Origin of the sequence: Tenacibaculum singaporense, from assembly GCF_003867015.1 — a bacterium.
Classification (GTDB): Bacteria; Bacteroidota; Bacteroidia; order Flavobacteriales; family Flavobacteriaceae; genus Polaribacter; species Polaribacter singaporensis.
This window is the reverse complement of sequence record NZ_CP032548.1, coordinates 200,560-226,948: the sequence shown is the minus strand read 5'-3', so window position 1 is coordinate 226,948 and position 26,389 is coordinate 200,560. Positions and strand designations below refer to the sequence as shown.

The window sequence follows — 26,389 nt, the reverse complement described above, 5'->3', positions numbered from 1 at the left end:
ACAGGATTTTTGTTTATTTTTTTAGTAACTTTAATAACTATAAAATCAACTGATTATGAAAGTTACTGAAGAAGGATTCACCGTTTACCATAACTTTCCTATAAATGAGTTATCTAATAAAGTTTATAAAGCAATAACTAATCCGGATGACTTGGTTCATTGGTGGCCATTAAAATGTAGTGGCGTACCCAAGTTAGGAGCTGAGTATAATTTTTTCTTTGGCGAACCTTACGATTGGTACGGTGAAGTAGTTAGGAGCGAAAAAAACACCTCTTTTTATATAAAAATGACGAAGTCGGATGAAGATTGGAACCCAACCACTTTTGGTTTTGATTTGTTTGAAAAGGATGAAGGAGTCACATGGGTACATTTTTTTCATAAAGGTTGGACTGAACAAAATAACCACTTTAAACACTCGTCTTATTGTTGGGCATTGTTATTAAATGGACTTAAAAATTACGTAGAAAAAGGAATTATTATACCGTTTGAAGAAAGAAATTAAAAATATAAGATTATGAAATTAGGGGCTTTTTCAATTAGTTTAGCTGTAAAGGATATTGATAAATCAAAAGATTTTTATGAAATGCTTGGATTTACTGTTTTTGCAGGGCAGATAGAAAAGAATTATTTGATTATGAAAAACGGAAACTCATTGATTGGATTGTTTCAAGGGATGTTTGAAAATAATATTCTTACATTTAATCCAGGTTGGGATGAAAGTGCCAATGTATTGGATGATTTTGACGATGTAAGAGATATTCAAAAGCTTTTAAAGGAGAATCATATTAAGTTAAAAAGAGAAGTAGATAAAGATACTGAAGGACCTGGAAGTATTGTTTTCTTTGATCCAGACGGTAATACAATTTTAGTAGATCAACACGTATAAAAAGTAATAGAAACAATTACCGTCTCTATTACTTTAATGTCTAAAAAGGAATGTGAATTATTTACTATTTAAGTTCCAATTGTATTCTAAATAGACAATTTCAGCATTATCATTAGCTTTAACATTAGAATACTTATTAATATAGTCAACTAAAGTATTACGAGAAGTAAAATCTTCTTGGTACCATTGAAATATTTTTGATACTTCGATTTTGGTTAGGGTTATGTTGTTTTTTGTAGGGTCATTTATAAAATCTTTTATCAATTTTTTCAACTCTTTTTCTATATTATTTTTAGTAAAAGCAAAATTTACAAATCTTGGACCAGATTTAGAAGCTGCATTTAAAGCAACATGAATTCTAGGGTCGTCATACCATCTTCGAAGTATTTTATGCTCAATATAGTCTAATGAATACATTTTTTTACCAACAGTTGCAAATGGAATTTTCCAAGCATTTCTTCCTTTACGTTTTATATCGGTTATCTTTTTTAAAGGATAACTATCTAAAATTAATTTAATGGTATATGCATTATAGGCGTTTATCCAAAAAGCTTTGGCTTCATTAGAAGACCATTTATCACTAGGTATAGTGTTTTCTAAATGTTTGATGTAAATATCTAGCAAAGCACGATTTTTTCTCAATCCTTTATAGTCTACATCTCCTTCAGGGCTAACGTAGGTTTTTAAAAGAGCATCATATACATCGGTTTGTGCTTGTAATTGAATACTTACGAAAAGTAGTAAACAAGTAAAAGTGAGGGTAATTGTTTTTCGCATTTTTTAAATTTTAAGTAAATAAATTAGTTTACGGTATTTTTGACGTAGACTGATTTAATTCATTACATAAAATTTCATAGAAGTAAAAAAACAATCTATAAAAAGGTGATTTTTGATTTAAGAAATAAGGTTTTTATTTTTTCCCTATAATTGAACTCAGAGCAACAATAACAATACCAACTGCGATGGTAATGTATGAGTTGGTGTTGTCTTGAGTTTCTATTAGATCTACATCACCGATAGAAATTTGAGTTTCAGGTTTAAAAAGAGTGTATACTCCGTATGCTAAAATCACTATTCCAGAAATAAAAGCAATTGTTTTAAGTGAGTTGTTCATAATAGAATTGTTTCTTTTAAAGATAAGAAAAACAAATTATACAGCTAAATGAATGATTTTAGTTAGTGTTATTTGTCATAAAAGAGTCCTTTTGTCACAAATAAGGAGCATTTCATACCATAGGGGCTTTCATTGTAGATGAGAGGATACAGGTCAGATATTTTTGATGTGGATTAATAAATAAAAATATCAAAAATGATTACGTATTCTTACACAAAAAGACCAGTCTTATTCTTAAGTTTTATGCTCTTTTTCTTTGCTAGTTGTATTGAAGAAGATTTACCTTCTAACATGAAGCAGCAAAACTTCACAGTAAAATCAAATTCAACAAATTTTAAATACGCTATTCAAATAGGAAGTCTTAAAGAAGTTGATGTAACCAAAGAGTATCATGTAGTTTATTTACTAGATGGTGATGATTACTACAATGAATGTATGCAAATAATAAGTTCAGAAAACAATGAGAATATTATTGTAGTAAGTATTGGTTATGTTGGTGATAATGAAAGAGGAACTGATTATTCTTATCCGTACGCTAGAGATTTTGATGGAGATTCAGGAGGTGCAAAGAGATTTATTGACTTTTTAAACTCAGAGTTAATACCTAGAATTGAGGAAGATTACCAAATAAAGAGTTTAACAAAAACAATTTATGGACATTCACTTGGGGGGTATTTTGCTTTATATGTAATGATGCAAGAGGGAAAAGAAAATCCTTTTGATAATGCTATAGTAATAAGCCCTAATTTAATGTGGTATAACTCTTTTATTTTCGATTTAGAGAGCAATGCTAAGGAATTGAATTTATTAGATGGAAAAGGTGTTTATATGTCTATGGGAGACTTAGAAGGAGTTGGTATGAATGCATCTTTTGATGCTTTGACCAGACAACTTGAGCTGAGTAACTATAATGATTTTAACTTCAGTTATGAAAGATTTGAAAACACTTCACATAGAAATAGCCCAATACAAGGATTTAAAAAAGGATTACAAATTATTGAATAAGAACAAAATGAAAAATATCTTATATGTACTACTATTGAGTTGTTTTATGATGAATGCTCAAGAATCTAATACAGGAAAGTGGAAGTTGGAATTAGGTTACACAACTGATATAATCAATGCAAGTTTTGGTGAACATTATGGTTTAGTTTTTAAAGTAAAAAGGAAGTTGTTAGAAAGTAAAAAAATAACTTTAATGGCTGGAGCAGGGTATCAAAATAGTTTTATAAATGAAAATGAAAACATGTTCACAGATCATGTTGATGGTTATACAAGAGATTTATCAGTTATTGGTTTGTTTGATTTTAGTTTTTATCCATTTAACAAAAGAAGGTTTTATATGTCGGTTCAACCTTTTTTAGGGTATACGAATTTGAAATCTAAAGGGAATTTATATATAAATCATCTAAACGTTTATGAGAAATATAAGCACTCATATTCTTATTTTAATTACGGAATGATAAATTCTTTAGGTTATACTTTTAATAGAGTAGCAGTAACTTTTGATATTTGGAGTTCGTTAAAAGGAATTACTGATAGTGGAAGGTTTAGACCAGGGGATTTTGATTCAAGATTGTTTTTTGGAATGGGAGTAGGGTATATGTTATAAAAACATATCTATTTATAGTATTTGTCAAACTCCTCTTTAAATAATTTAAACTTACTTCTAGATACAGGAACCTCATGTGAAACACAGGGAAATGAAATTTTATAGTTTCTTGCGTTTCCAGAGGTTCTTCTTATGTTTTTAATATTGATTATATATGAACGATGTGTGCTTAAAATAAAAGAATAATCAGATAAATTGTTAAGCAGTTTTTGAATTGATATTCTATATGGTTTTACATCTACCGAATTAAGATTTTTAGTGTAAATATCTACATAATTCCCTTCAGATTTAGCAAATAGAAAAGTAGTAAGGTCAAGAATTAATGTTTCGTTTATATTATTCGTTTTTATAGATAAAATAACTTCTTTGTCTTTCTGTTTTAATTCCTTTTCCAATTCTTTATTGTATGCTTTAACACTTCTTAAATTTTCTTTTAAGATGATAACATAATTTATCCATATGATGATAAGTATAGGTATGGTACCTATTAAAATAACATAAGAAAAAGTATTAATTAGACTTAAAAAGAAGTTGCTATGAATGCCAATTTTAAAAGGGTATAAAAAACTATTTTGAAAAAGAGCTATGGAAATAAGTATCCCAATTGTAAAGAAAAACTCTCTTACAGTATTCCAGTTTTCTTTAATTTCAGCAGTGAAAAAAACTTTAGGAACAAATTCAGTAAAAAATAAAATACTCAAAAAAGTAACTACGCTAGCCGTTAAGCAGGCATATGGTTTGTTTGTAATTGTATTTTGAGAAAAGTAATAATTTATTAAGAATATTATGATGCTTAATGTAGAAGCAATAATAAGATTTCTTTTAGTATGAAATAAATAAGGGTAAGGAATTGATAAGTTTTTAAAAAACTTAGATTTCATAACATTAAAGAATTAAAAAAGGCATTATGTTTAATAATGCCTTTTTATTTGTTTTATAGTTCAAAACCAATGTTAACGCCTAGTTTATTGGCTATTAATTTGGTAATTCTTTTCTTAACTTGTGGTATTTTAACACTCTCTAAAACAGTATTAGCAAACGCATACATTAATAGCGCTTTTGCTTCCTTTTTAGGAATACCTCTTTGTTGCATATAAAATAATGCTTGATCATCTAATTGACCGATAGTACAACCATGAGAACATTTTACATCGTCAGCAAAAATCTCTAATTGAGGCTTTGCATTTATAGTTGCTTTATCACTAATTAAAACGTTATTATTTTGTTGATAAGCATTAGTTTTCTGAGCTTCTTTTTCAACAATAACCTTACCATTAAATACACCAGTAGAACGATTAGCATAAATACCTTTGTAGTCTTGGTGACTTTCACAGTTAGGTTCTATATGATTTACTAAAGTATGATGGTCAACATGTTGTTTACCTTCAATAATAGTAATCCCTTTTAAAATAGAGTTAATGTGCTCTCCTTTTTGATAGAAATTTAAGTTGTTTCTAGTAATATTTCCACCAAAAGAAAAAGTATGTACAGAACAGGTACTTTCTTTTTGTTGCTCAATGTATGTGTTGTCAACTAAAGAAGCATCATTATTGTCATTTTGAATCTTATAATAATCTACTGTAGCATGTGTGTCTGTGTAAATCTCAGTCACAGCATTCGTTAATACAGCATTATCATTAAGGTTTTGGTGACGCTCTATAATTTGAACGTGGGCATTTTGCTCTACAACAATTAAGTTACGTGGCTGTAACATGGTTGCATGTTCTTTGCCCGTAGTAAAATTAATTATTTGAATAGGTTTTTCAACCTCAACATTTTTAGGAATGTGAATAAAAGCACCCTCAGTAGCAAAAGCAGTATTTAAGGAAGTTAAATTATCTTGTTTTGCTATTTTGTTAAAATACTTTTCAACAATAGGTCTATATTTTTCTTTTGAAAAAGCAGCAGATAATAAACAAACATCTTTCCCATCATGAGTAGTAGTTGATAAAAAAGAGCTGTATTTTCCATCTACAAAAACTATTTTATAACTATCTATTTCGTGGATGAAATATTTTTTCACATCAGCAAACTCTACAGAAGCATCTCTATCAGGAAAAATACTATAATCTTCTTTTAAAATTGAATTTAAAGAAGTGTATTTCCAAGCTTCTAGCTTTTTAGTAGGAAAGCCTAGTTTTTCAAAATTTTGTAGCGCTTTTGTTCTTATTTCGTGTAAATCTGAATTAATATTTACACTGTCTTCAAAAGCTACGTATGATGATAATATTTTTTCTCTCAACTCCATTGTTTTTAGTTGTAAAGTTTATAAAGTATAAAAGTTTGTAAAGCTGGAAAGTTGCTTGTAATTGTAGGCAACTTTACACTTTTTACTTTTCAACTTTTCTAACTATTAGCCTCTTCTTTAATCCAATCGTACCCTTTTTCTTCAAGCTCTAAAGCAAGAGAAGCGTCACCTGTTTTAACGATTTTTCCATCGTGTAAAACATGTACATAATCAGGAACGATATAATCTAATAAACGTTGATAGTGAGTAATAACCACTACAGCGTTATCTTTAGATTTTAATTTATTAACTCCATTAGCAACAATACGTAACGCATCGATATCTAAACCAGAATCGGTTTCATCTAAAATAGCTAATTTAGGTTCTAACATTGCCATTTGAAAAATCTCATTACGTTTTTTCTCTCCACCAGAAAATCCTTCGTTTAAGGAACGAGATAAGAATTTACGATCGATTTCTAATAATTCTGATTTTTCACGAATCTTCTTAAGCATATCTTTAGCAGGCATCTCTTCTAAACCTTGAGCTTTACGAGATTCGTTAATTGCTGTTTTAATAAAGTTTGTAACAGTAACACCAGGTATTTCTACTGGGTATTGAAATGATAAGAACACACCAGCATGCGCTCTTTCTTCAGGAGCTAATTCGCTAATATCTTCACCTTCTAATTCAATAGAACCAGAAGTCATTTCATAAGTTTCATTACCAGCAATTACAGATGATAAGGTACTTTTACCTGCGCCGTTTGGTCCCATAATCGCATGAACCTCTCCTGCTTTTACTTCTAAGTTAATTCCTTTAAGAATATCTTTATCTTCTACCTGTGCGTGTAAGTTTTCTATTTTTAACATTGCTGTATAGTTACTTTTTTAATAGATTTTGTAATTTTTTGAAATCTTTAGGTGAGTGTTGAATAATCACCTCAGCATTCTTTTCTTTTGCGAAAGCTTCAAACTTTTCCATGCTTTCTATAGTTTGCTCAACATTGTAATTAAATGAAGGAACACCTTTAGTTTCTCTGTTTTCTTCAAAGTGATATAAATCACCTGTTAATAAGATTGGTTTCTCTAAACCAGCTTCAATATATAAAGCTTGATGACCTATTGTATGACCTGGCATGTATTTGATAACTACTGTACCGTCTCCAAAAACATCATGGTCGCCATTAATTTTTTCTACATTCTTCAATTCTTTAATAGAATTGTATGTGTTAGGATCTTTAACTTTTGCAGAATCATTAGTTATAAAATCATACTCATTTTCCTGAACTAACCAAGTTGCATTTTTGAATTGGTTAGCATGACCAGTATGGTCGAAATGAGGGTGAGATAAAGCGATATATTTAAAATCATCAATAGTTAACCCTATAGATTTTAACTGGTTTTTTAATGAATCTTTACGTTGTAACGTAAAAGTACCAGAAGGTTCTGTAAAAGGTTCGTCTACAATTAAGGTTTCAGGTAAACCAGCATCCCACATTAAATTTCCTTTAGGGTGAGATATTACATAAAATGCATCTGAAAACTTTTTAGATTGCCCTGTGTATGTCGTATCTTGAGAAAAAACTTCAAGTTTGTTAACTAAAATTGAACCACCATCTAAAACATGAAGTTTTACTTGAGGCTTTTCAACTGTTTTCTCTTCTGTAGTTTGTTCCTTTTTAGCATTTTTACAACTAAATGTAACAATAGTTATAAGAGCTAATAAAAATATTTTTTTCATTGTATTGCGGTTTAGGTTAGCCTACACTTCCTTCTAAACTAATTTCTAGTAGTTTTTGAGCCTCTACAGCAAATTCCATTGGTAACTTATTTAATACTTCTTTACTAAATCCGTTTACAATTAATGCAATAGCTTTCTCAGTATCAATACCACGTTGATTACAATAGAATAATTGATCTTCACCAATTTTACTTGTTGTAGCTTCGTGTTCAATTTGAGCAGATTTATTTTTAGCTTCTATATAAGGGAAAGTATGTGCACCACATTCGTTCCCCATTAATAATGAATCACATTGTGAGAAGTTACGTGCATTTTCAGCTCTAGAATTTACCTGAACTAAACCACGATAACTATTTTGTGATTTACCTGCTGAAATTCCTTTAGAAATAATAGTCGACTTAGTGTTCTTTCCTAAGTGAATCATCTTAGTACCAGTATCCGCTTGTTGATGGTTGTTAGTTACTGCAATTGAGTAAAACTCTCCGACAGAATTGTTCCCTTTTAAAATACAACTAGGGTATTTCCATGTAATTGCTGAACCTGTTTCAACTTGTGTCCAAGAGATTTTAGCATTGGTTTCACACAATCCTCTTTTGGTTACAAAGTTGAAAACTCCACCTTTTCCTTCTGAATCACCAGGGAACCAGTTTTGAACTGTTGAATATTTTATTTCAGCATCGTCTAAAGCAATAAGCTCAACAACTGCTGCGTGTAATTGATTTTCATCACGTTGCGGAGCAGTACATCCTTCTAAATAAGAAACGTAACTGCTTTCATCAGCAACAACTAAGGTACGTTCGAACTGACCAGTTCCTCCTTCGTTGATACGGAAATAAGTAGATAACTCCATTGGGCAACGAACTCCTTTTGGAATATAACAGAAAGATCCGTCAGAAAATACAGCTGAGTTTAATGCAGCATAAAAGTTATCAGTTGGTGGTACAACAGAACCTATATATTTTTTTACTAATTCTGGATGCTCTTGAATAGCTTCAGAAATAGGCATAAAAATAATTCCTTTTTCAGCTAACGTTTCTTTAAAAGTAGTAGCTACAGAAACAGAATCCATTACAATGTCAACTGCTACATTAGCTAATCTTTTTTGTTCTTCTAAAGAAATTCCTAATTTTTCAAAAGTGGCTAGTAAATCAGGGTCTACTTCATCTAAACTGTTTAGTTTAGGTTTCTTTTTAGGTGCTGAGTAATAAGAAATATCTTGGAAACTCGGTTTTTTATAGGTAACATTAGCCCACTCTGGTTCTTCCATTTGCTCCCAAATTCTAAAAGCATCTAAACGCCATTCAGTCATCCATTCTGGCTCGTTTTTCTTTTTAGAAATGGCACGAACGATATCTTCGTTTATCCCATTAGGAAACTTTTCACTTTCAATATCAGTATAAAAACCATATTCGTATTCTTTGGTTTTTAATTCTTCTCTTAAATCGTCCTCGGTGTATTTACTCATCAGTTTTTTGTATTCTTTTTGTGATGTATAGGCTTATAGAGAGAAACTCTCTCCGCAACCACAAGTTCTGTTAGCATTAGGATTGTTAAATACAAATCCTTTACCGTTTAAACCTCCAGAATATTCTAAAGTTGTTCCAACTAGGTATAAAAAACTCTTTTTGTCAACAACAATTTTTACATCGTTATCTTCAAAAACTTTATCGTTTTCTTGTTGGGTTTTGTCAAAAGTTAAGTCGTATGATAATCCTGAACAACCGCCACTTTTCACTCCAACACGAACAAAGTCGGTTGCAGTATCAAATCCGTCATCGGTCATTAGTTCAATGACTTTCTTTTTTGCTGTGTCTGAAACTTTTATCATCGTTTAAATAGATTAAATCTAAGTGACTGCAAAGATAATGACAAAATATGATTTATATCATTTTTTGAAATGAATATACTTATTAGGCGATAAAAATTGTTTATACTTTAAATCTACTTGCTGATTGTTAGAAGATTATTGTTGAAATTTAGGATTGTTTACAAAATTATCATCGGAAAGACTTAAAAGAAAAGCTTTTAAATCTGCTTTATCTTTATCTGAGAGCTGCACACCTCCTTGGTTAGCTTTTTTCATCAAAGGGTCAATGGTAGAAGATAGTTTTAATCCTTCAGAATAATGATTAATTACTTCTTCTAAAGTAGCAAATCGTCCATCGTGCATATATGGGGCAGTAAATTTTAAGTTTCGTAAGGAAGGACTTCTAAATTTTCCATTATCATTTGGGTCACCTGTAACAGCGCCTAAACCAATATCGGTAAAAGTTTCATCTAAGCCATTGTTATGAAACTTGTTGTCTGTCCATAAAGGATTGTTATCACTCCCATGACAATGAAAACAGTCTCCTCTAGTTTCATCCATAAACACATTAAACCCGTTTTGTTCTTCTGAAGTTAATTCTACCTTACCTAAAAGGTATTGGTCAAATTTTGAATTTCCTGAAATTAGAGTTCTTTCAAACTGAGCGATTGCCTTGGTAACGAAGGTCGAATCTATTTTTGATGCTCCAAAAGCTTGTTGAAAAAGGATTGGGTATTCATCGTGTTCTTGTAGTTTTTTAGCTACATTTTTCCAATCGCTATGCATTTCAATTGGATTACGAACAGGTGAGAATGCTTGACGTTCAATACTGAGTTCTTTTCCGTCCCACATAAAACGTTCATCAAAATTCCAAGCTAAATTAAATAGCGGCATTGAGTTTCGCGTTCCGAATTTACCATCGACTCCTTCACTAAAACGAGTGTCGTCGGTAAAAGCGTTTTTTGGGTCGTGACAACTAGCGCAAGATTGTGTGTTGTCTTTTGATAAAATAGGGTCGAAAAACAATTTTTTTCCCAAAGCTATTCCTTCTTCTGTTAAAGGATTGTTAGTTGGAATAACAGGAGCTATTAATTTTTGTTGAAATAACTCAGGGATTTCTAAGTTAGCAGGAACAGGTGTGTATACACTTTCTTCTTCTCCTTTTGAAGAACAACTGATTAAAAGAAGTAGAAGTAAAGAAAGGTATATACTTTTTAGCATCATTATTATTGAGAAATGTTTCCTAAACTAAATACACCACTTTTACCGTTTTCAGAAATTTCTTTCTGAGCTTCAAAATCCATCATTAAATCAACACTTTTTTCGTTTAAATCCCAATCATTAGGACTTTTAAACCACCCAGCTACATTCATTTTGATTTCTACAGTAGCATTGTTTTTTAAGAGTATAGAGCTAGTTTCAATTCTAAAAGAAGTGTCTAAAATAGAGTCTTTTTCTTTATCGTAAGCTCTTACTGCATGAAAATTATATGGATTTTCTACCCCTAAGGTATCTTTGTATTTACCATCTAGTTGCATGTAGTGATATCCTCCTCCCATCATATCGGGTACATTCCAATCAGCAGAGTTTAGATCTGGATATGTTCCACTTTGATTGTCACTATTATTAAAACCGAAGGTAAAAAGTAGTTTATAGCTTCCTTCTGATATTTTTTTAGAAAGGCTGTGTGTTAAACTGTCTGGTTTACTTACATCAATTAGCTTGTAACTATCAAACTTAGTCGTGTCTCCTGCACCATTAACAAGACTAATGCGTGAGATTAAATAGCGTAGTCTGCTTATAGTAAGTTTACTTCCTGTTTTGTTGGTGAATTCGGTGTTTTCTAAATCAGATTTTTCAATTATAGTACCATCCCAGTTTTGACTAAATTTTAGTTTTACTGAAACTTCTTTGATAGATTCATCATTATCTGAGCTACAAGAAAAAAACAATACACTAAAGAAGAGAGTTAAAAAATATTTCATTTATTATTTTAGTTTGATAATTAATAGGTCTGAAAAACCTTTGTTTGTTGTTATATCTTGATTGTTGCTGCTACTTTCACCTACAGCAATAATATTTCCGTTTGTTAATTCAACTACATCGTAACAAAAATCGATATCTGTACCTCCTATTGTTTTTTGCCATAAAAGGTTTCCGTTTGTATCAATTTTCATAATTAACGCGTCATTTTGACCTTTATTGGTAAAGTTGTTGTCAGCACTTCTTGAGCTTCCAGATATTAAAAAATCTCCGTTCAATGTTTTTTTAATAGATCTACCAACATCAAAACTAGAACCTCCATAATTTTTCTGCCAAAGTAATTTTCCTTGACTGGTTATTTTTATAGCCCATACATCAGCACCACCATTATTTTGAGATATATCTTTATTAGAACTACGTGTATCTCCTACTATAATGAAGTTTCCATCATTTGTTTTTGTTATTGCTCTAGCTTCATCAATTTCTGTACCACCAAAAGATTTTTCCCAAAGTAAATCTCCGCTTTTGTCAGTTTTAACAATCCAAAAGTCGTAAGAGCCTTTGTTGTTTTTGATGTCTACATCATTACTGTCAGAAGAGCCAATTAATAAATAGCCGTCAGTGGCTTCGGCTACATCGTAGCAAGTATCAGTATTTGTTCCTCCAAAGTATTTTCTCCATTCAATATCTCCGCTAGGATTAAGCTTAATCCCCCAATAGTCTCCACCAGCGTGTTTTGCTACTTTTTTTGAATTACCTAAGCCTCCAGATGCAGTAACGTCTAGAATACTCCCGATAAAATAACCTCCATCAGAAGTTTGAATAATTGAAAAACCTTGATCAGCTCCAGAGAAACCAGTAGTTTTTTCCCATACTATTGTACCGTTGTTGTCTAGTTTTAATACCCAAATGTCATCAAATCCTTCGTTTGTATTTACATCTCCATCATTGCTTTTTCCATAGCCCACAATAGCAAAGCCGTTATCACTTGTTTTGATAATTTTAAACGCTTTATCATCTTTTGAACCTCCATAGGTTTTTTGCCATTGAAGATTATCGCTTGCATTAAATTTTAAAACCCAAAAATCATATTGAATTGTGTTTCTAGTGGTTTTTATATCTCCATCAATACTTTGAGTATAACCAGCTACAATATAACCTCCATCAGAAGTGTTTATTACACTTCTACCACTTTCGTTTACAGAACCTCCAAGAGTTTTAACCAAACTGACTTCAGGGGCTTTTGATGAAGAATTAAAATGTATGCCATCATCTTTGCTACAACTACAAATAATGGTTAATACAAAAAGGAATGGTGAAAGTTGCTTGAGCATTTATTGTTTTTTAAGAATAAATAAGCCTCTGTTAATATCGCTTACAACAATTTTACCACTTTTAAAGAAAGGGTATACATTCCAAGCTCCATTAAAATTAGCATTGTCATTTTCTGGATGGGTATCAAAATAAGCCACTTCAGTAATGTTTTTACTTCCAATGTTTGAAATATCAATAAAACGAATACCTGCAGTATAATTAGCTAAATAAAGAGTAGTTCCACTCACGTATAAATTATGATCGATTGCTTTGGTAGGTCCGTTATAAGTAAAATGTTGTTTAGGGTTATCTAAATCGGAAAAATCAAAAATAACTGTTCTTGTATTGTTACCAAATTTTTGCTCATCTAATTCATCTCCTAAAATAAAATATTGTTGATTTTGAGTAAACCAACCTTGATGGGTGTACCCTACATTTGAATATGAAATTTTAGAAATAGTTACTGGATTTGATTTATCGGTAATATCAACAATCACCACTTCGTTTTCATTACTTCCTATCAAAACTTCTTTACCAGCATAATCGGTATCAGGACCGTTATAGGTAACTACTTGGGCATCGTGACTGTAATTATCGGTTCCCCAACCACCTTCGCTTATTGGGCTTTTAGGGTTTTGGATGTTGATAAATAAAGGACCTCCTTTGTAGGTTCCAGTTCTATCAGTACCTACAGGATAAGCATAACCAGTGGCTTCATTAATTACAATATTGTGCGCTTTTCCAAAATCGGTAAAACGTGTATCTGCTGTAAATGTATTGGGAGGATTGGTAACATTTCTTAATCTTGTCAAATCAAATACTTGCATACCATGTCCAGTATCTCCTTGGTTATTGTCGGCAACGATAAACGCATGATTATTATACACTTTTACATCTCTCCAAGCACTGCTAATAGTGGGAGTGGGAAGTTTACCTAGATACACTGGTTTTTCAGTATCAGTTATGTCAACAAAAGCGGTACCATTATCCAAGCCAACAATAGCATATTCTTTGTTAGTTGTTGGGTCTGTCCAACCCCAACTATCATTTACTTCTTTAGCATTAAATGTATTTACAGGGATATTTAATAGGAGATCGTAGCCATTGCAAGGAAAATCACCTGCCATTCCATTTTCGCAAGGTTTTTTATTGGTCTCTATTGGAGTTTCATTTGAAGATGATGAGCAAGAAGTTAAAAATAACATCCCAACTAAAACAAGTAGAATTTTCAGGTTTTTCATAAAATGGGGTTTAAAAGCACTAAATTAAGTAATTAACTATTTATATAACATACAAAAACAATAAAACCCTATTTTTATTTTATGTAGATTACCTTAAGTAAAATAGTTCTTTTTGTTTGTTAGTCGTTATCTTTGCAGCATGTTAGAAGATAAAAATCAAGAAAGAACTTCGTTAGCTGAACTTGGAGAATTTGGATTAATAAACCATTTAACAAAGCATTTTAAAATGTATCATTCTTCAACAGTGAAAGGAGTAGGAGATGATGCTGCTGTAATTAATGCGTCAGGTAAAGAAACTGTAATTACAACTGATTTGTTAGTAGAGGGGATACACTTTGATTTGAGTTATATGCCTTTGAAGCATTTAGGATATAAAGCGGTAATGGTTAACTTATCGGATGTGTATGCGATGAATGCTAATGCGGAACAAATTACAGTATCTATTGCTGTATCTAATCGTTTTCCGTTAGAAGCTATTGAGGAATTGTATGCAGGAATACAACTAGCATGCGATACGTATAAAGTAGATTTAGTAGGAGGAGATACTACTTCTTCAACAAAAGGAATATTAATTTCTGTTACAGCCATTGGTACTGCTAATAAAGAGGATATTGTATACAGAGATGGGGCTAAACCTACCGATTTAATAGTAGTTTCGGGTGATTTAGGAGGAGCATATTTAGGGTTACAAGTATTAGAACGTGAAAAGCAAGTGTTTCAAGTGAATCCTCAAAATCAACCAGATTTAGATAAGTATACTTATATAATTGAACGTCAATTAAAACCTGAGGCACGTAAGGATATTCCTAAGTTATTAGAAGAGTTAGAGGTGAAACCAACTTCAATGATAGATATTTCTGATGGATTATCTTCTGAAATTATGCATATCTGTACGCAAAGTAAAACAGGATGTAAAATATATGAAGATAAATTACCATTAGATCCGCAGGTAATTTCTACTTCTGAAGAGTTTAATATGGATAGTACCATGATAGCTTTAAGTGGTGGAGAAGATTATGAATTGTTGTTTACGGTTTCTATAGATGACTATGACAAAATAAAAGGAAATCCTAATTTAACGGTTGTAGGTCATATTACTGAGAAGAATGAAGGAATGAATTTGGTAACACGTGCTAATCAAGAAATTGAATTAAAAGCACAAGGTTGGAATTCTTTTAATAAAGACTAGAGAAGAACAAAATATAATAGATTATGAGCACCCGTGTTTGGGTGCTTTTTTAGTTTTAAAAAGACTCTTTTTAAATTATTTTGGAATACGAGTTTTGGTATAAAAATTGTATCTTAGTCAGACAGTAAAAAGAATATTAACAAAAAATCAAAAAAGAGAATGGGAATTTTTTCATTTATTAAAAATGCCGGAGCAAAAGTTTTTGGTATCGGGAAAACAACTGAAGAAGAAGCAACAGAGAAAGCTGCAAAATTAGTAGACGCAGTAAATAAACTAGAACTTTCTGTTGAAAACTTAGCTGTTAATGTAGATGATGATAAAGCTACAGTAACAGGGGAAGCAGCAGATTTAGCTACTAAAGAAAAAGTAGTTTTAGTAGTAGGTAATACAGAAGGAATTGCTTCTGTAGAAGATAATATGACCGTTAAAGAGGTTGAAGTTATTGAAGAAGCTGCAATGGCTCAATTCCATACAGTAGTTAGTGGAGATTCATTAAGTAAAATTGCAAAAGAGTTTTATGGAGATGCTATGAAGTACCCAGTAATTTTCGAAGCAAACAAACCAATGTTAACACATCCTGATAAAATTTATCCAGGACAAGTATTAAGAATACCACCTTTAGTGGACTAATCAAAAGTTAATCAACCAGAGGAAAAAGTACTGCATATGCAGTGCTTTTTTAGTTTATGTAAAAGAGATATTTTAAGATTGGTATGGGATAAAAAAGTAATAGAAAAGAAGAATATTATCATCATCTTTGCACTTGTTTTTAAAACTATTAAAAATGAACCAAAGAGCGTTAGCACTTACTGCAGCATCTATCGCAACACTTATTTACGGAATTACATTTACTGTAGCGAAAGAAGTAATGGAAGGGTATATTCAACCTTTTGGTTTTATATTACTTCGTGTTGGTGGAGCTACCATGGTTTTTTGGCTATTAGGACTTTTTGTAAAAGCACCATCTATTGAGAAAGCAGACTATAAAAAAGTAGCAATGGCAGCTTTTTTTGGAATAGCTTTCAATATGCTTACGTTTTTTAAAGGGTTAAGTTATACTACGCCGATCAATGCATCAGTTATGATGGTGACTACTCCTATTTTAGTATTAATTTTTGCTAGTATTCTTTTAAAAGAGAAATTAATTTTAAGAAAAATAGCAGGAGTTATTGTTGGTATGGTAGGAGCCATAATTTTAATAGCTTATGGTAATCCACTTAAAGGAGATGCAACTAATATGGTGTTAGGGAACTTTTTAGTATTTATTAATGCAGCATCGTATGGTATGTATTTGGTAGTCGTAAAAAAATTAATAACAAAATATAATCCTATTGTTTTTGTTAAGTGGCTATACCTTTTTGGATTGATAATGGTACTACCTTTTGGTTTTTTTGAATTGTTAGAAGTGCAGTGGCAAACAATGCCTGTTTCAATTTTCTTAAAAGCGGGTTTTGTAGTATTATTCACTACTTGTATTACTTACTTGTTTAACTTATTTGCATTATCAAAATTAAAACCAACTACAGTAAGTGTTTTTATGTATTTACAACCTGTAGTAGCGGCTATTTATGCATTGATTGTAGGAAGTGATCATTTAGATATAATTAAAATAGGTGCTGCATTATTAATCTTTTTAGGAGTATTTTTAGTAACCAAACGTCCAACAGAAACTCCCAATAAATAAACGTATCTTTGCGGATTATTAAACCGAAGTTATGATACAGTCAATGACGGGTTACGGTAAATCCGTACTACATTTACCCTCTAAAAAAGTAACAATCGAAATTAAATCTTTAAACAGTAAAAATTTAGATTTAAATACTAGAATTCCTTCATACTACAGAGAAAAGGAGTTAAATGTTCGAAAAAAATTAGCAAGTAATTTAGTGCGTGGTAAAGTAGATTTTTCTATTTATGTAGAAATGACTGCAGATGAAACTTCAACTACTGTAAATACAGGTGTAGTACGAGAGTACATGCAGCAATTAAGAAACGTAACTCAAGTAGGAACTTCTGATGATGTTGAGTTAATGAAAATGGCTGTTAGAATGCCAGATGCTTTAAAAACTGAGCGTGAAGAGTTAGATGAAGAAGAGTGGAAGCAAATAGATACTCATATTGATGAAGCATTAAAAGAAATTATTCAATATAGAACTGACGAAGCAAAATCATTAGAAGAAGATTTTAAAACAAGAATACTAAATATTCAATCTGCTTTAGAAGAAGTTAAAAAGTTAGATGGTGATAGAATAGAGCATGTTAAAGAACGCTTACAAAAAGCATTAACAGATTTAAAAGTTGAGGTTGATGAAAATCGTTTTGAACAAGAGTTAATTTACTATTTAGAGAAGTTAGATATTAACGAAGAAAAAGTACGTTTAGCTAATCACTTAGAATATTTCTTACAGCAATTAGCAACCGAAGATTCTAATGGAAAAAAATTAGGGTTTATCGTACAAGAAATAGGAAGAGAAATCAATACTACAGGGTCTAAAGCTAATTTTGCACCAATGCAAAAATTAGTCATCCAAATGAAAGACGAGTTAGAAAAAATAAAAGAGCAAATTTTAAACGTTTTATAAGAATGTCGAAAGAGTTTAAAGGGAAATTATTTGTGTTTTCAGCACCATCAGGTTCAGGTAAAACCACCATTGTACGTCATTTATTGGCGCAAGAACGTTTTAATTTGGAGTTTTCAATCTCTGCTACTTCAAGAGCTCCAAGAGGAGAAGAAGTTGATGGAAAAGATTATTATTTTATATCAGCAAAAGAATTCAAGCAAAAAATAAAAAACGATGAGTTTTTAGAGTGGGAAGAAGTGTATCGTGATAACTTTTATGGAACGTTAAAAACAGAAGTTGAACGAATTTGGGCACAAGGAAAGCATGTAATTTTTGATATTGATGTAGTTGGAGGCTTACGTATAAAAAAGAAATTTCCAGAAGAAACCTTAGCTGTGTTTGTAAAACCCCCAAGTGTTGATGAATTGAAAATTCGTTTAAAGAAAAGAAGTACTGAAAGCGAAGATAAAATCAATATGCGCATCGCGAAAGCATCAGTAGAATTAGCAACAGCACCACAGTTTGATAAAATCATTAAAAACTACGATTTACCTGTAGCATTACAAGAAGCGGAAGATTTAGTGGATGATTTTTTAGGAATAGAAAAGGAAGTGAAAAACGGATAAAGAATAAGTCTAGTATCTATGAATATGAAAAACATAGGATTATACTTCGGAACTTTTAATCCAATTCATATAGGGCATTTAATCATAGCCAATCATCTAGTTGAAAACTCAGATTTAGACGAAATTTGGATGGTGGTAACACCTCATAACCCTTTTAAAAAGAAAAGTTCGCTGTTAGACAATCATCATCGTTTAGAAATGGTGTATTTAGCAACTGAGGAATATGAGAAAATTCAGCCTTCAGATATTGAGTTTAAACTACCGCAACCAAATTATACCATAAATACGCTGGTACATATTTCGGAAAAATTCCCTAATTATAAATTTAGCCTAATTATGGGAGAAGACAATCTGAAAAGTTTACATAAATGGAAAAACTATGAGGTTATTTTAGAAGACTATGATGTTTATGTTTATCCCAGAGTATCAAACGGCGTGGTTGAAAATCAATTTAAAGATCATAAGAAAATTCATAGAGTAGAAGCCCCTATTGTACAAATATCTTCAACCATGGTTCGCAATGCTATAAATGAAGGAAAAAACTGCAAACCTTTGTTGTCTGATAAGGTGTGGAAGTATATAGATGAGATGAATTTTTATAAAAAATAGTTTCGCCGTTTTTTCGTTGTATATTTGAAATCCAAACAAGTATAAAACGTGGCAAAAAATAAAAAAAAGCGAAAGCTAAAACAAAAACTTACGGATAAGTATCGCTTAGTAATTATAAATGAAGATACGTTTCAAGAACGGTTTTCTTTAAAGCTATCACGATTAAATGTTTTTGTATTTGGAGGAGTGTTTTCTATACTTCTCATTGTACTTACTACTTTGTTAATTGCTTTCACAGGTATACGAGAATATATACCAGGATACTCTTCAACAGCTTTAAAAAAGAAAGCTACTCGCTTAACGTATGAAGCAGATTCGTTAAAAACTAGGTTATCGGTTCTTGAAGATTATACAAAAGCTTTAAAACCTGTTTTAACAGGACAAATTGAGCCAGAAAAGATAGATTCAATAACAAATGAAATGAAAACAATAGCTTTTGATGAAAGTAAACTACAAGCATCAAAGGAAGATTCATTGTTTAGAGAAAAAATAGAAAGTAAAGACCTGTTTCCTTTGTATAATGGAGGAGAAAATAGAGTTAAAAATGTATTCTTTTCGCCATTAACAGGAGGTATTTCGCAACCGTTTAATGTTAATGACAAACATTATGCGATTGATATTGTAGCTAAAACAGGCACACCAGTAAAGGCAGTAGCAGATGGTACGGTTATTTTAGCAGAATGGACAGCAGAAACAGGATATGTATTAACAATACAACATTCCAATGAATTTATATCAGTATATAAACATAATGGAACCTTGTTAAAACAGCAAGGAGATGTAGTGAAATCGGGAGAAGCAATAGCGAGTGTAGGTTCTACAGGAGAACTAACCACAGGTCCTCATTTACACTTTGAGTTGTGGAATAACGGGTTTCCAGTAAATCCAACAAACTATATAGATTTTCAGTAAATAGAAAAAGAGCATGAGTATAAAATCAATATTAGCAATTCCATTTGCGAAAATTGTCCGTAAACAAGTATATAAATGGGCAAAAAACCCACATAAAACACAAGAAAAAGTTTTTCAATATTTGGTTACAGAAGGATGTAAAACAGCATTTGGAAAAGACCATGATTTTGTATCAATTAACAATTACGAAGACTTTAAAAAAAGAGTTCCAATTAACGACTATGAAGGTTTACGTAGTTATGTAGATAGAGTTGTAGCAGGAGAAGAGAATGTTTTATGGAAAGGAAAGCCCTTGTATTTTGCCAAAACATCAGGAACAACCTCAGGAGCAAAATATATTCCTATCAGTAAAGAATCCATGCCCACACATATAAAAGCAGCTCGAAATGCTTTGTTGTTTTATATTACAGAAACAAACGATGCTAGCTTTGTTGATGGGAAGATGATTTTTTTACAGGGAAGTCCAGTTTTAGAAGATAAAAGCGGCGTGAAATTAGGGCGGTTAAGTGGAATAGCAGCGCATTATGTTCCAAATTATCTCTTAAAAAATCGTTTACCAAGTTGGGAAACCAACTGTATTGAAGATTGGGATACCAAAGTAGATAAAGTAGTTGAAGAAACCTTGCCAGAGAATATGACGGTGATAAGCGGAATTCCGTCATGGGTACAAATGTATTTTGAACGACTGATTGAGAAAACTGGAAAGACAGTTTCTGAAATTTTTCCAAACTTTAATTTCTTTGTGTATGGAGGTGTAAATTTTGAACCCTACAAGAACAAATTTGAAACGTTAATAGGAAAAAAAATAGACTATGTAGAGTTGTATCCTGCTTCAGAAGGGTTTATTGCATATCAAGATTCACAAACCGAAAAAGGAATGTTGTTGCAGTTAAACTCAGGAATGTTTTATGAATTTATTCCAGCAAATGAATTTTTTGATGAGAATCCAACAAGAATATCATTAAAAGACGTTCAATTAGGGGTGAATTATGTTATTATTTTAAACACCTCGGCGGGTTTATGGGGTTATAATATTGGAGATACTGTAGAATTTACTTCTTTAAAGCCCTACAGAATAAAAGTAACAGGACGTATAAAACACTTTATTTCTGCTTTTGGTGAGCATGTAATAGGGAAAGAGGTTGAAAAAGCATTGAATGATGCTATAAAAGGAACTGATGTGAACGTAAGCGAGTTTACAGTAGCACCGCAAGTAAATCCTGAAAGTGGATTACCCTATCACGAGTGGTTTATTGAGTTTGAAAACGAACCTGAAAACATAGATGAACTAGCATCTAAAATTGATGCTTCTATGCAAGAGCAGAATGTATATTATTTCGATTTAATTGAAGGTAAAATTTTACGTCCTCTTATCATTAGAAAAGTGAAAAAAGGAGGTTTCCATGAATATATGAAATCCATAGGAAAATTTGGAGGTCAGAATAAGATTCCACAATTATCAGACAACCGAAAAATTGCGGATGTATTGCAGAATTTTTTAATTGAATAAAGAAATAAAAATGAAAATTGTAGCCACTAACATAGGAGAAAGGAAAGAAATCGATTGGAAAGGAAAAACTGTTACCACAGGAATTTTTAAATTCCCTGTTGAAACTCCTATTTTTTTAGATGTTGAAAAAGTAAAAGATGATGCTATTTGTAATAGAGAGCATCATGGAGGAATAGATCAAGCGGTATATGCCTATTCAGAGAATCATTATGCGTATTGGAAAGAATTGCACCCTAATTTGGATTGGAAGTATGGAATGTTTGGAGAAAACTTAACTGTTTCGGATTTAGATGAAAGTCAACTGCACGTAGGAGATACCTTTAAAGTGGGAGAAGTTATTATTGAAGTAACTAAACCACGTCAACCTTGTATGAAGCTAGGAGTGCGTTTTAATGATATGAAAATAGTAAAACAGTTTTGGCAACAAAACATACCAGGAGTTTACTTTAAAATATTGCAAACAGGTTTTGTGAAAACTGGTGATAAGTTTGAGCAAATAAAAAGCTGCCCTCAAAACCCAACCATTGCCAAGGTGTATTCTGAAAAAAGAACCAAAAAAGGGATGTAAAGCTATTTTGCTTCTAACTCAAATACTTTTTGCAACATTTTATCATCTCGCTGGTCTACTTTATATAAACCCTCGTCACTAAAAAGTTCACGAGCTATCAATACTTTTAAGTTACTGCGAAGTTGATTTTTTGTTCTTTCAGAAAGTCTAAAGTCTTTTAACTCTGCTAAGAATTTATCAGAAATTTCATTGCTTTTATCAAAGTTGTTAATAAAATCTTCAACGGTTAATGAAGCGAGTTTTTTACGATTATCATCTACATATGAAAAAGCGAAATTATTTAAAGGACGGAAGAAAATCGTAGGAACATAAGCTGAGGTATCCACTGCTACAAAATAATCAGGAATAATTCCACCACCACCATATACTATTTTTCCTTTAGGAGTAGTGTATTTTAAGCTATCAACAGTTTTAATACTATCTTTGGTAAATAACTCTCCATTTTCTAGTCGATGTTCAAAATCGTGGCTATATTCTTCTGAATCTGCGTCTTTTTTATAAGGCTTTTGAATAGAACGTCCTGTTGGAGTATAATACCTAGCCGTAGTCAATCGAACCGCAGAACCATCTCCTAAATCCATTTCCTGTTGTACCAATCCTTTACCAAAGGAACGACGTCCAATGATGATTCCTTTATCGTTATCTTGCAAGGCACCAGCTACAATTTCAGAAGCAGAAGCAGAATTTTCATCTATCAATACATACAAGCCACCGTGTTCAAAATCACCTTTATCAGTAGCAAAAGACTCTACAATATCTCCTTTGTTGTTTTTTGTAAATACAATAAGCTTGTCTTTTTCTAAAAATTCATCTACAATATCATTAGCAATATCAATAAAACCACCACCATTTCCACGAAGATCTAAGACCAAATCAGTCATTCCTTTGGTGAGTAATTTGTTTAAAGAAGATTTAAATTCAATATAGGTGTTACGAGCAAAACGATCTAGTTTTATATAACCAACACTATCGTTTAACATATAAGCAACATCAACACTTTTAATATTTACTTTACCGCGATTAATAGTGATATCAAAAACACTATCATTAGTTTTTCTATAAATTTGCAAATCAACTTTAGTGTTTGGCTTTCCTTTTAAAGCTTTCATTATTTGGGATGTTTGCAGTTTTTTCCCATAGAGTGTATCCTTGTCTGCAAGTAAAATTCTATCACCTGCTTTAATTCCTGCTTCAATACTTGGTCCACCTTTAATAGGTTCTATAACGGTAATAGTATCACCAATCATACGAAATTGAACACCGATTCCTACAAAATTACCTTGCATGTTTTCGGTAACTAATTGTAGGTTTTCCTTAGGTATATATACTGAGTGAGGGTCTAATTTACCTAACATCTCTGCAATGGCTCCGTCTAACAATTCATCAGTGTTAACATCATCAACATAATCACTTTGAATGTAATCAATCAAACGTTTTATTTTTCGTTCACTTGATGAGCTTTTTCCAATAAGACTACTTGAGTTTCCGTTGCTAAAAAAGGTTCCAATAAGAATACCGAAAACCACTGCAATTGATAAATATATAGGTAAATTATTCTTGTTCATAAGGTAAATAAGTCAGTTCAACACCCGCTTTCTCTAAAAAATCTAATCCTGATCGGTCTTTGTATGCCTGTGCGTATACTACACGTTTTATTCCTGCTTGATGTATTAATTTACTACATTGTTGGCAAGGAGAAAGTGTAATATATAAAGTAGCACCTTTACATGATTGTGTAGAAGAAGCTACTTTTAAAATAGCATTGGCTTCGGCGTGTAATACATACCATTTGGTGTATCCTTCTTCGTCTTCACAATAGTTTTCAAAACCAGAAGGAGTACCATTATAGCCATCAGAAATAATCATTCGATCTTTAACAATTAAGGCACCTACTTTTTTACGAATACAGTGTGAAAGTTGTCCCCATTCATTTGCCATTTTTAAATAGGCAATGTCATATTTTAATTGTTTTTTCTTCAAAATTTCTAGTACGATTTTTCTTAGATAAGCTAAGGTAGTTAGATTTGAGTTAGTTAGTCGTTAATTTTTTACCAAAAAACACGATCAAACATCATTTGTAAAGCAAAACCAATTACGATAGAAGAGGTAATTAAAATCCAATCACGACGATTTACACTAAAGATTGATTGCACTAAGGCTCCAATTAATAAAATACCGAGTACAATAATAATTTGAGCTACTTCTACACCTAAGGCAAATTCTATTAGGGGTAAAAATTTATCAGAAGTTTTTCCAATCATAATTTTAAAATAGTTAGAAAAACCAAGTCCATGAATTAATCCGAAAAACAAAGCAAAAAATAAATTTTGATTTTCTTTTCCTACCGATGCTTTTTTTGCGGTTAATACATTCATTAATCCCGTAATAAAAATAGTTAACGGAATTAAGAATTCAATTAAATCTGCTCGTACATTTAATATCCCGTACGCTGAAAGTGCTAGGGTTATTGAATGCCCAATAGTAAACAACGTGATTAACCACAAAACTTTTGTCCACTGTTTAAATTGATATACAACAGCTAATACAATTAAGAATAAAATATGGTCATAGGCTTTAAAATCTAGTACATGAAACAAGCCCATTTTAAAGTAGAAGATAAAATCGTTCATTCGGGGTTTTAAATTTTAATTTGTCGATCTATTTGTTGGTCTAAAGATATAAAAGTTTCGGTTCTTGAAACCCCTTTTATGGTTTGAATATCCTTATTTAACAAATGCATTAAGTCTTCGTTGTTTTTACACAGTATTTTAATGAAAATAGCATAGTTACCTGTAGTGTAATGACTTTCTACGATCTCGGGAATTTCTTTTAAACGTTTAATTGCCGAAGAGTATAAGCTAGAAGAATCTAAAAATACACCAACAAAAGCGGTAGTAGTATACCCTAAAGCTTTTGGATTTAATATCATTTTGTAACCATCAATTAAATCCGATTCGTCTAACTTTCTTAATCGTTGATGAATGGCAGCGCCAGATATACCTACTTCTCGGGCGATACTTAAAATAGGCGTACGTGCATCCTTAACAAGGCGTTTGATAATGATTTTATCAATTCCGTCAATTTTTAATTTTCTAACCATGAAACAAAAATAAGGAAAGTTTGATTATCAATAAAAAATAATAAATTATTGTTTTTCGATAATTTTATTATATTTGAACCCTCATTAATTAATCAAAAATTGAATATGAAATCAACATTAAATATTTTAAAAGTATTTTGTACGCTATTGGTAATTAGTGTAGGTGTAAAACTTTTTGAAATATTTTATAAGATAGTTCATTATACCGTTTATGGAGGAAGTAAAATGGAGATATTTAAATTGACAATTCCAGAAAACTGGAGCGATGAATATTATTATTTTTTGTCTCTGATAGCTTTAGTATTGATGGGGTATGTGATGTTTTTGCTTGTTGAATTTAGAAAAGTAATTTTTAATTTTTCAAAAGATAGTGTTTTTACAAAGGAGAATAGTGACCGACTAGGAAAAGTGGGAAAAGGGTTAATTATTTACGGAATTATAGTCTTGTGTTTTACAACAGTACTAGGTTTAATAATCGAAGGTGGTTCAACTTTAAGTTCAAGTTCAGACCCAGCTTATAGTAGTGGATATATATTTGGGTATACGGTAGGGGCTTCAATAAATAAAGTACTACCAATATTTGTTATAGCATTATTTGTGCAATTTATTTCTTTCATTGTAGGAAAAGGAAATGTACTGAAAGAAGAAAACGACTTAACCATATAAACTAATTATGAGAAAATTAAAAATTTTAAAAAGCTTAATAGACTTTATTTTTATTGTATATAGTTTCATGGTTCCTTTTCTTGCTATAGGTATTCCTCTTATATTTTTTGTAACAGAACAAGGTAGTTTTAAAATTATGGGGTTAGACTTTAATGTAGGTACAAGCATAATTTCAAAAGTATTTGTAGCAATTTTTTTATTGGTGTATGTACTAGTTTATAATGCAATTTATAAGTTTAGAGTAGTGTTAACAGAATTTGTTAGAACTAAGATGTTTTCAGAAAAAGTAATTACGAATTTAAAGGGAACAGGAAATTTATTACTTATTTCAGGTGTTTTGATGATTGTTGCTAGAATTGGGTTAAAGCTAACAACAACATCAACTATAAATTTTGATTTTGGAATTGGAGCTCATTATTTAAGTATCTGTTTTGGACTTTTCTTTTTGGTGCTTTCAGAGGTATTTAGAGTTTCAAAAGAATTAAAACAAGAAAACGATTTAACCATATAAGTATGCCAATTATTGTAAACCTAGATGTAATGCTTGCCAAACGGAAGATGAAAAGCAAAGAATTGGCAGAAATTGTAGGAATTACTACTGCAAACCTGTCCATCTTAAAATCAGGAAAAGCTAAAGCGATTCGTTTTTCAACATTAGAAGCTATTTGTAAAGCATTAGATTGTCAACCCGCAGATATTTTAGAATTTGTAGAGGAGTAAA

General features: G+C 31.3%; 32 protein-coding genes. 16 read left to right on the top strand and 16 right to left on the bottom strand.

Annotated elements, in window-relative coordinates; genetic code table 11:
- Window positions 1-55: 55 nt before the first annotated feature.
- Both D6T69_RS01040 and D6T69_RS01035 read left to right on the top strand, forming a co-directional pair.
- Window positions 56-502, top strand: a complete 447-nt coding sequence (locus tag D6T69_RS01040) for an SRPBCC family protein (RefSeq protein ID WP_125066038.1) — start codon at window positions 56-58, stop codon at window positions 500-502.
- Window positions 503-514: 12 nt separating this feature from the next.
- Window positions 515-886, top strand: coding sequence for a VOC family protein (locus D6T69_RS01035; RefSeq protein WP_125066037.1), 372 nt, complete (start codon window positions 515-517; stop codon window positions 884-886).
- Between the two features lie 57 nt (window positions 887-943).
- Here the strand turns inward: D6T69_RS01035 and D6T69_RS01030 are convergent, their stop codons facing one another.
- Together D6T69_RS01030 and D6T69_RS01025 are read right to left on the bottom strand one after the other, a co-directional pair.
- Entirely contained in the window at window positions 944-1,663 is a 720-nt protein-coding gene (locus D6T69_RS01030; protein ID WP_125066036.1) for a DUF547 domain-containing protein, read from the bottom strand.
- A 133-nt stretch (window positions 1,664-1,796) separates the two neighbouring features.
- The gene (locus D6T69_RS01025; RefSeq protein WP_125066035.1) at window positions 1,797-2,000 is read right to left on the bottom strand and encodes a hypothetical protein; all 204 of its coding nucleotides are present in this window, start codon (window positions 1,998-2,000) and stop codon (window positions 1,797-1,799) included.
- 195 nt (window positions 2,001-2,195) lie between these two features.
- Between D6T69_RS01025 and D6T69_RS01020 the strand changes: the two genes are divergently transcribed.
- On the top strand, window positions 2,196-3,005 hold the full coding sequence (locus D6T69_RS01020; RefSeq protein WP_125066034.1) for an alpha/beta hydrolase: 810 nt from the start codon (window positions 2,196-2,198) through the stop codon (window positions 3,003-3,005).
- Between the two features lie 7 nt (window positions 3,006-3,012).
- Window positions 3,013-3,612, top strand: a complete 600-nt coding sequence (locus D6T69_RS01015; RefSeq protein WP_125066033.1) for a hypothetical protein — start codon at window positions 3,013-3,015, stop codon at window positions 3,610-3,612.
- 8 nt (window positions 3,613-3,620) lie between these two features.
- Here the strand turns inward: D6T69_RS01015 and D6T69_RS01010 are convergent, their stop codons facing one another.
- The 10 genes from D6T69_RS01010 to D6T69_RS00965 all read right to left on the bottom strand — a co-directional run bounded on the left by D6T69_RS01010 (window position 3,621) and on the right by D6T69_RS00965 (window position 13,927).
- Entirely contained in the window at window positions 3,621-4,493 is an 873-nt protein-coding gene (locus D6T69_RS01010; RefSeq protein ID WP_125066032.1) for a LytTR family DNA-binding domain-containing protein, read from the bottom strand.
- 53 nt (window positions 4,494-4,546) lie between these two features.
- Complete coding sequence (gene sufD, locus D6T69_RS01005; protein WP_125066031.1) at window positions 4,547-5,860, bottom strand: Fe-S cluster assembly protein SufD; 1,314 nt, start codon at window positions 5,858-5,860, stop codon at window positions 4,547-4,549.
- A 98-nt stretch (window positions 5,861-5,958) separates the two neighbouring features.
- Window positions 5,959-6,711, bottom strand: coding sequence for a Fe-S cluster assembly ATPase SufC (gene sufC, locus D6T69_RS01000; RefSeq protein ID WP_125066030.1), 753 nt, complete (start codon window positions 6,709-6,711; stop codon window positions 5,959-5,961).
- Window positions 6,712-6,721: 10 nt separating this feature from the next.
- Window positions 6,722-7,582: an N-acyl homoserine lactonase family protein gene (locus D6T69_RS00995; RefSeq protein WP_125066029.1), complete on the bottom strand. Its 861-nt coding sequence runs from the start codon at window positions 7,580-7,582 to the stop codon at window positions 6,722-6,724.
- A 16-nt stretch (window positions 7,583-7,598) separates the two neighbouring features.
- On the bottom strand, window positions 7,599-9,047 hold the full coding sequence (gene sufB, locus D6T69_RS00990; RefSeq protein WP_125066028.1) for a Fe-S cluster assembly protein SufB: 1,449 nt from the start codon (window positions 9,045-9,047) through the stop codon (window positions 7,599-7,601).
- Between the two features lie 33 nt (window positions 9,048-9,080).
- On the bottom strand, window positions 9,081-9,410 hold the full coding sequence (locus D6T69_RS00985) for a HesB/IscA family protein (protein WP_125066027.1): 330 nt from the start codon (window positions 9,408-9,410) through the stop codon (window positions 9,081-9,083).
- A 135-nt stretch (window positions 9,411-9,545) separates the two neighbouring features.
- Window positions 9,546-10,613 carry a cytochrome-c peroxidase gene (locus tag D6T69_RS00980; RefSeq protein ID WP_206197827.1) on the bottom strand — a complete coding sequence of 356 codons (1,068 nt, stop codon included), beginning with the start codon at window positions 10,611-10,613 and terminating at the stop codon, window positions 9,546-9,548.
- Between the two features lie 2 nt (window positions 10,614-10,615).
- Window positions 10,616-11,374: an MbnP family protein gene (locus D6T69_RS00975; RefSeq protein ID WP_125066026.1), complete on the bottom strand. Its 759-nt coding sequence runs from the start codon at window positions 11,372-11,374 to the stop codon at window positions 10,616-10,618.
- Window positions 11,375-11,377: 3 nt separating this feature from the next.
- Entirely contained in the window at window positions 11,378-12,706 is a 1,329-nt protein-coding gene (locus D6T69_RS00970) for a hypothetical protein (RefSeq protein WP_125066025.1), read from the bottom strand.
- Window positions 12,707-13,927, bottom strand: coding sequence for a choice-of-anchor B family protein (locus D6T69_RS00965; protein WP_125066024.1), 1,221 nt, complete (start codon window positions 13,925-13,927; stop codon window positions 12,707-12,709).
- A gap of 139 nt (window positions 13,928-14,066) precedes the next feature.
- Here D6T69_RS00965 and thiL point away from each other — a divergent pair, with 139 nt between their 5' ends.
- The 9 genes from thiL to D6T69_RS00920 all read left to right on the top strand — a co-directional run bounded on the left by thiL (window position 14,067) and on the right by D6T69_RS00920 (window position 21,902).
- Window positions 14,067-15,116, top strand: a complete 1,050-nt coding sequence (gene thiL, locus D6T69_RS00960) for a thiamine-phosphate kinase (protein ID WP_125066023.1) — start codon at window positions 14,067-14,069, stop codon at window positions 15,114-15,116.
- A 159-nt stretch (window positions 15,117-15,275) separates the two neighbouring features.
- Window positions 15,276-15,746, top strand: a complete 471-nt coding sequence (lysM, locus tag D6T69_RS00955; RefSeq protein WP_125066022.1) for a peptidoglycan-binding protein LysM — start codon at window positions 15,276-15,278, stop codon at window positions 15,744-15,746.
- A 154-nt stretch (window positions 15,747-15,900) separates the two neighbouring features.
- Entirely contained in the window at window positions 15,901-16,800 is a 900-nt protein-coding gene (locus D6T69_RS00950; protein WP_125066021.1) for a DMT family transporter, read from the top strand.
- Between the two features lie 31 nt (window positions 16,801-16,831).
- On the top strand, window positions 16,832-17,698 hold the full coding sequence (locus D6T69_RS00945) for a YicC/YloC family endoribonuclease (protein WP_231128374.1): 867 nt from the start codon (window positions 16,832-16,834) through the stop codon (window positions 17,696-17,698).
- Window positions 17,699-17,700: 2 nt separating this feature from the next.
- Window positions 17,701-18,303, top strand: coding sequence for a guanylate kinase (gmk, locus tag D6T69_RS00940; RefSeq protein WP_125066020.1), 603 nt, complete (start codon window positions 17,701-17,703; stop codon window positions 18,301-18,303).
- A 24-nt stretch (window positions 18,304-18,327) separates the two neighbouring features.
- Window positions 18,328-18,912, top strand: coding sequence for a nicotinate (nicotinamide) nucleotide adenylyltransferase (gene nadD, locus D6T69_RS00935; RefSeq protein ID WP_125066019.1), 585 nt, complete (start codon window positions 18,328-18,330; stop codon window positions 18,910-18,912).
- A 48-nt stretch (window positions 18,913-18,960) separates the two neighbouring features.
- The gene (locus D6T69_RS00930; RefSeq protein ID WP_125066018.1) at window positions 18,961-19,824 is read left to right on the top strand and encodes a M23 family metallopeptidase; all 864 of its coding nucleotides are present in this window, start codon (window positions 18,961-18,963) and stop codon (window positions 19,822-19,824) included.
- Window positions 19,825-19,837: 13 nt separating this feature from the next.
- Window positions 19,838-21,334 (top strand): GH3 auxin-responsive promoter family protein, encoded by a 1,497-nt coding sequence (locus tag D6T69_RS00925; protein WP_125066017.1) that lies wholly within the window; start codon window positions 19,838-19,840, stop codon window positions 21,332-21,334.
- 10 nt (window positions 21,335-21,344) lie between these two features.
- A complete protein-coding gene (locus D6T69_RS00920; RefSeq protein WP_125066016.1) occupies window positions 21,345-21,902 on the top strand; it encodes an MOSC domain-containing protein in 558 nt (185 codons plus the stop codon).
- Window positions 21,903-21,904: 2 nt separating this feature from the next.
- Here the strand turns inward: D6T69_RS00920 and D6T69_RS00915 are convergent, their stop codons facing one another.
- The 4 genes from D6T69_RS00915 to D6T69_RS00900 form a co-directional block, all read right to left on the bottom strand.
- A complete protein-coding gene (locus tag D6T69_RS00915; protein WP_125066015.1) occupies window positions 21,905-23,467 on the bottom strand; it encodes a S41 family peptidase in 1,563 nt (520 codons plus the stop codon).
- Complete coding sequence (locus D6T69_RS00910; protein WP_047789925.1) at window positions 23,454-23,885, bottom strand: deoxycytidylate deaminase; 432 nt, start codon at window positions 23,883-23,885, stop codon at window positions 23,454-23,456. Before D6T69_RS00910 ends, D6T69_RS00915 begins: the two co-directional genes overlap by 14 nt.
- A 65-nt stretch (window positions 23,886-23,950) precedes the next feature.
- A complete protein-coding gene (locus D6T69_RS00905; RefSeq protein WP_125066014.1) occupies window positions 23,951-24,532 on the bottom strand; it encodes a HupE/UreJ family protein in 582 nt (193 codons plus the stop codon).
- Window positions 24,533-24,540: 8 nt separating this feature from the next.
- The gene (locus tag D6T69_RS00900; RefSeq protein WP_047789927.1) at window positions 24,541-25,002 is read right to left on the bottom strand and encodes an Lrp/AsnC ligand binding domain-containing protein; all 462 of its coding nucleotides are present in this window, start codon (window positions 25,000-25,002) and stop codon (window positions 24,541-24,543) included.
- 105 nt (window positions 25,003-25,107) lie between these two features.
- Here D6T69_RS00900 and D6T69_RS00895 point away from each other — a divergent pair, with 105 nt between their 5' ends.
- The 3 genes from D6T69_RS00895 to D6T69_RS00885 are packed head-to-tail and all read left to right on the top strand — an operon-like array spanning window position 25,108 to window position 26,388.
- The gene (locus D6T69_RS00895; protein WP_125066013.1) at window positions 25,108-25,668 is read left to right on the top strand and encodes a DUF2975 domain-containing protein; all 561 of its coding nucleotides are present in this window, start codon (window positions 25,108-25,110) and stop codon (window positions 25,666-25,668) included.
- A 7-nt stretch (window positions 25,669-25,675) separates the two neighbouring features.
- The gene (locus D6T69_RS00890; RefSeq protein ID WP_125066012.1) at window positions 25,676-26,179 is read left to right on the top strand and encodes a DUF2975 domain-containing protein; all 504 of its coding nucleotides are present in this window, start codon (window positions 25,676-25,678) and stop codon (window positions 26,177-26,179) included.
- 2 nt (window positions 26,180-26,181) lie between these two features.
- Window positions 26,182-26,388: a helix-turn-helix domain-containing protein gene (locus D6T69_RS00885; RefSeq protein WP_047789930.1), complete on the top strand. Its 207-nt coding sequence runs from the start codon at window positions 26,182-26,184 to the stop codon at window positions 26,386-26,388.
- The last annotated feature ends 1 nt before the right edge of the window (window position 26,389 follow it).

Bases quoted from the DNA above. Each gene is read 5' to 3' on its own strand.
- D6T69_RS00905 (WP_125066014.1), bottom strand. From the start codon at position 24,532: ATGAACGATTTTATCTTCTACTTTAAAATGGGCTTGTTTCATGTACTA.
- D6T69_RS01025 (WP_125066035.1), bottom strand. From the start codon at position 2,000: ATGAACAACTCACTTAAAACAATTGCTTTTATTTCTGGAATAGTGATT.
- D6T69_RS00950 (WP_125066021.1), top strand. From the start codon at position 15,901: ATGAACCAAAGAGCGTTAGCACTTACTGCAGCATCTATCGCAACACTT.
- sufC (WP_125066030.1), bottom strand. From the start codon at position 6,711: ATGTTAAAAATAGAAAACTTACACGCACAGGTAGAAGATAAAGATATT.
- D6T69_RS00985 (WP_125066027.1), bottom strand. From the start codon at position 9,410: ATGATAAAAGTTTCAGACACAGCAAAAAAGAAAGTCATTGAACTAATG.
- D6T69_RS00975 (WP_125066026.1), bottom strand. From the start codon at position 11,374: ATGAAATATTTTTTAACTCTCTTCTTTAGTGTATTGTTTTTTTCTTGT.
- thiL (WP_125066023.1), top strand. From the start codon at position 14,067: ATGTTAGAAGATAAAAATCAAGAAAGAACTTCGTTAGCTGAACTTGGA.
- D6T69_RS00920 (WP_125066016.1), top strand. From the start codon at position 21,345: ATGAAAATTGTAGCCACTAACATAGGAGAAAGGAAAGAAATCGATTGG.
- D6T69_RS01020 (WP_125066034.1), top strand. From the start codon at position 2,196: ATGATTACGTATTCTTACACAAAAAGACCAGTCTTATTCTTAAGTTTT.
- D6T69_RS00890 (WP_125066012.1), top strand. From the start codon at position 25,676: ATGAGAAAATTAAAAATTTTAAAAAGCTTAATAGACTTTATTTTTATT.
- D6T69_RS00965 (WP_125066024.1), bottom strand. From the start codon at position 13,927: ATGAAAAACCTGAAAATTCTACTTGTTTTAGTTGGGATGTTATTTTTA.
- D6T69_RS00970 (WP_125066025.1), bottom strand. From the start codon at position 12,706: ATGCTCAAGCAACTTTCACCATTCCTTTTTGTATTAACCATTATTTGT.
- D6T69_RS01035 (WP_125066037.1), top strand. From the start codon at position 515: ATGAAATTAGGGGCTTTTTCAATTAGTTTAGCTGTAAAGGATATTGAT.
- nadD (WP_125066019.1), top strand. From the start codon at position 18,328: ATGAAAAACATAGGATTATACTTCGGAACTTTTAATCCAATTCATATA.
- sufB (WP_125066028.1), bottom strand. From the start codon at position 9,047: ATGAGTAAATACACCGAGGACGATTTAAGAGAAGAATTAAAAACCAAA.
- D6T69_RS00995 (WP_125066029.1), bottom strand. From the start codon at position 7,582: ATGAAAAAAATATTTTTATTAGCTCTTATAACTATTGTTACATTTAGT.
- D6T69_RS00925 (WP_125066017.1), top strand. From the start codon at position 19,838: ATGAGTATAAAATCAATATTAGCAATTCCATTTGCGAAAATTGTCCGT.
- sufD (WP_125066031.1), bottom strand. From the start codon at position 5,860: ATGGAGTTGAGAGAAAAAATATTATCATCATACGTAGCTTTTGAAGAC.
- D6T69_RS01015 (WP_125066033.1), top strand. From the start codon at position 3,013: ATGAAAAATATCTTATATGTACTACTATTGAGTTGTTTTATGATGAAT.
- D6T69_RS01030 (WP_125066036.1), bottom strand. From the start codon at position 1,663: ATGCGAAAAACAATTACCCTCACTTTTACTTGTTTACTACTTTTCGTA.
- D6T69_RS00895 (WP_125066013.1), top strand. From the start codon at position 25,108: ATGAAATCAACATTAAATATTTTAAAAGTATTTTGTACGCTATTGGTA.
- D6T69_RS00945 (WP_231128374.1), top strand. From the start codon at position 16,832: ATGATACAGTCAATGACGGGTTACGGTAAATCCGTACTACATTTACCC.
- D6T69_RS00980 (WP_206197827.1), bottom strand. From the start codon at position 10,613: ATGATGCTAAAAAGTATATACCTTTCTTTACTTCTACTTCTTTTAATC.
- D6T69_RS00900 (WP_047789927.1), bottom strand. From the start codon at position 25,002: ATGGTTAGAAAATTAAAAATTGACGGAATTGATAAAATCATTATCAAA.
- gmk (WP_125066020.1), top strand. From the start codon at position 17,701: ATGTCGAAAGAGTTTAAAGGGAAATTATTTGTGTTTTCAGCACCATCA.
- D6T69_RS00885 (WP_047789930.1), top strand. From the start codon at position 26,182: ATGCCAATTATTGTAAACCTAGATGTAATGCTTGCCAAACGGAAGATG.
- D6T69_RS00915 (WP_125066015.1), bottom strand. From the start codon at position 23,467: ATGAACAAGAATAATTTACCTATATATTTATCAATTGCAGTGGTTTTC.
- lysM (WP_125066022.1), top strand. From the start codon at position 15,276: ATGGGAATTTTTTCATTTATTAAAAATGCCGGAGCAAAAGTTTTTGGT.
- D6T69_RS01010 (WP_125066032.1), bottom strand. From the start codon at position 4,493: ATGAAATCTAAGTTTTTTAAAAACTTATCAATTCCTTACCCTTATTTA.
- D6T69_RS01040 (WP_125066038.1), top strand. From the start codon at position 56: ATGAAAGTTACTGAAGAAGGATTCACCGTTTACCATAACTTTCCTATA.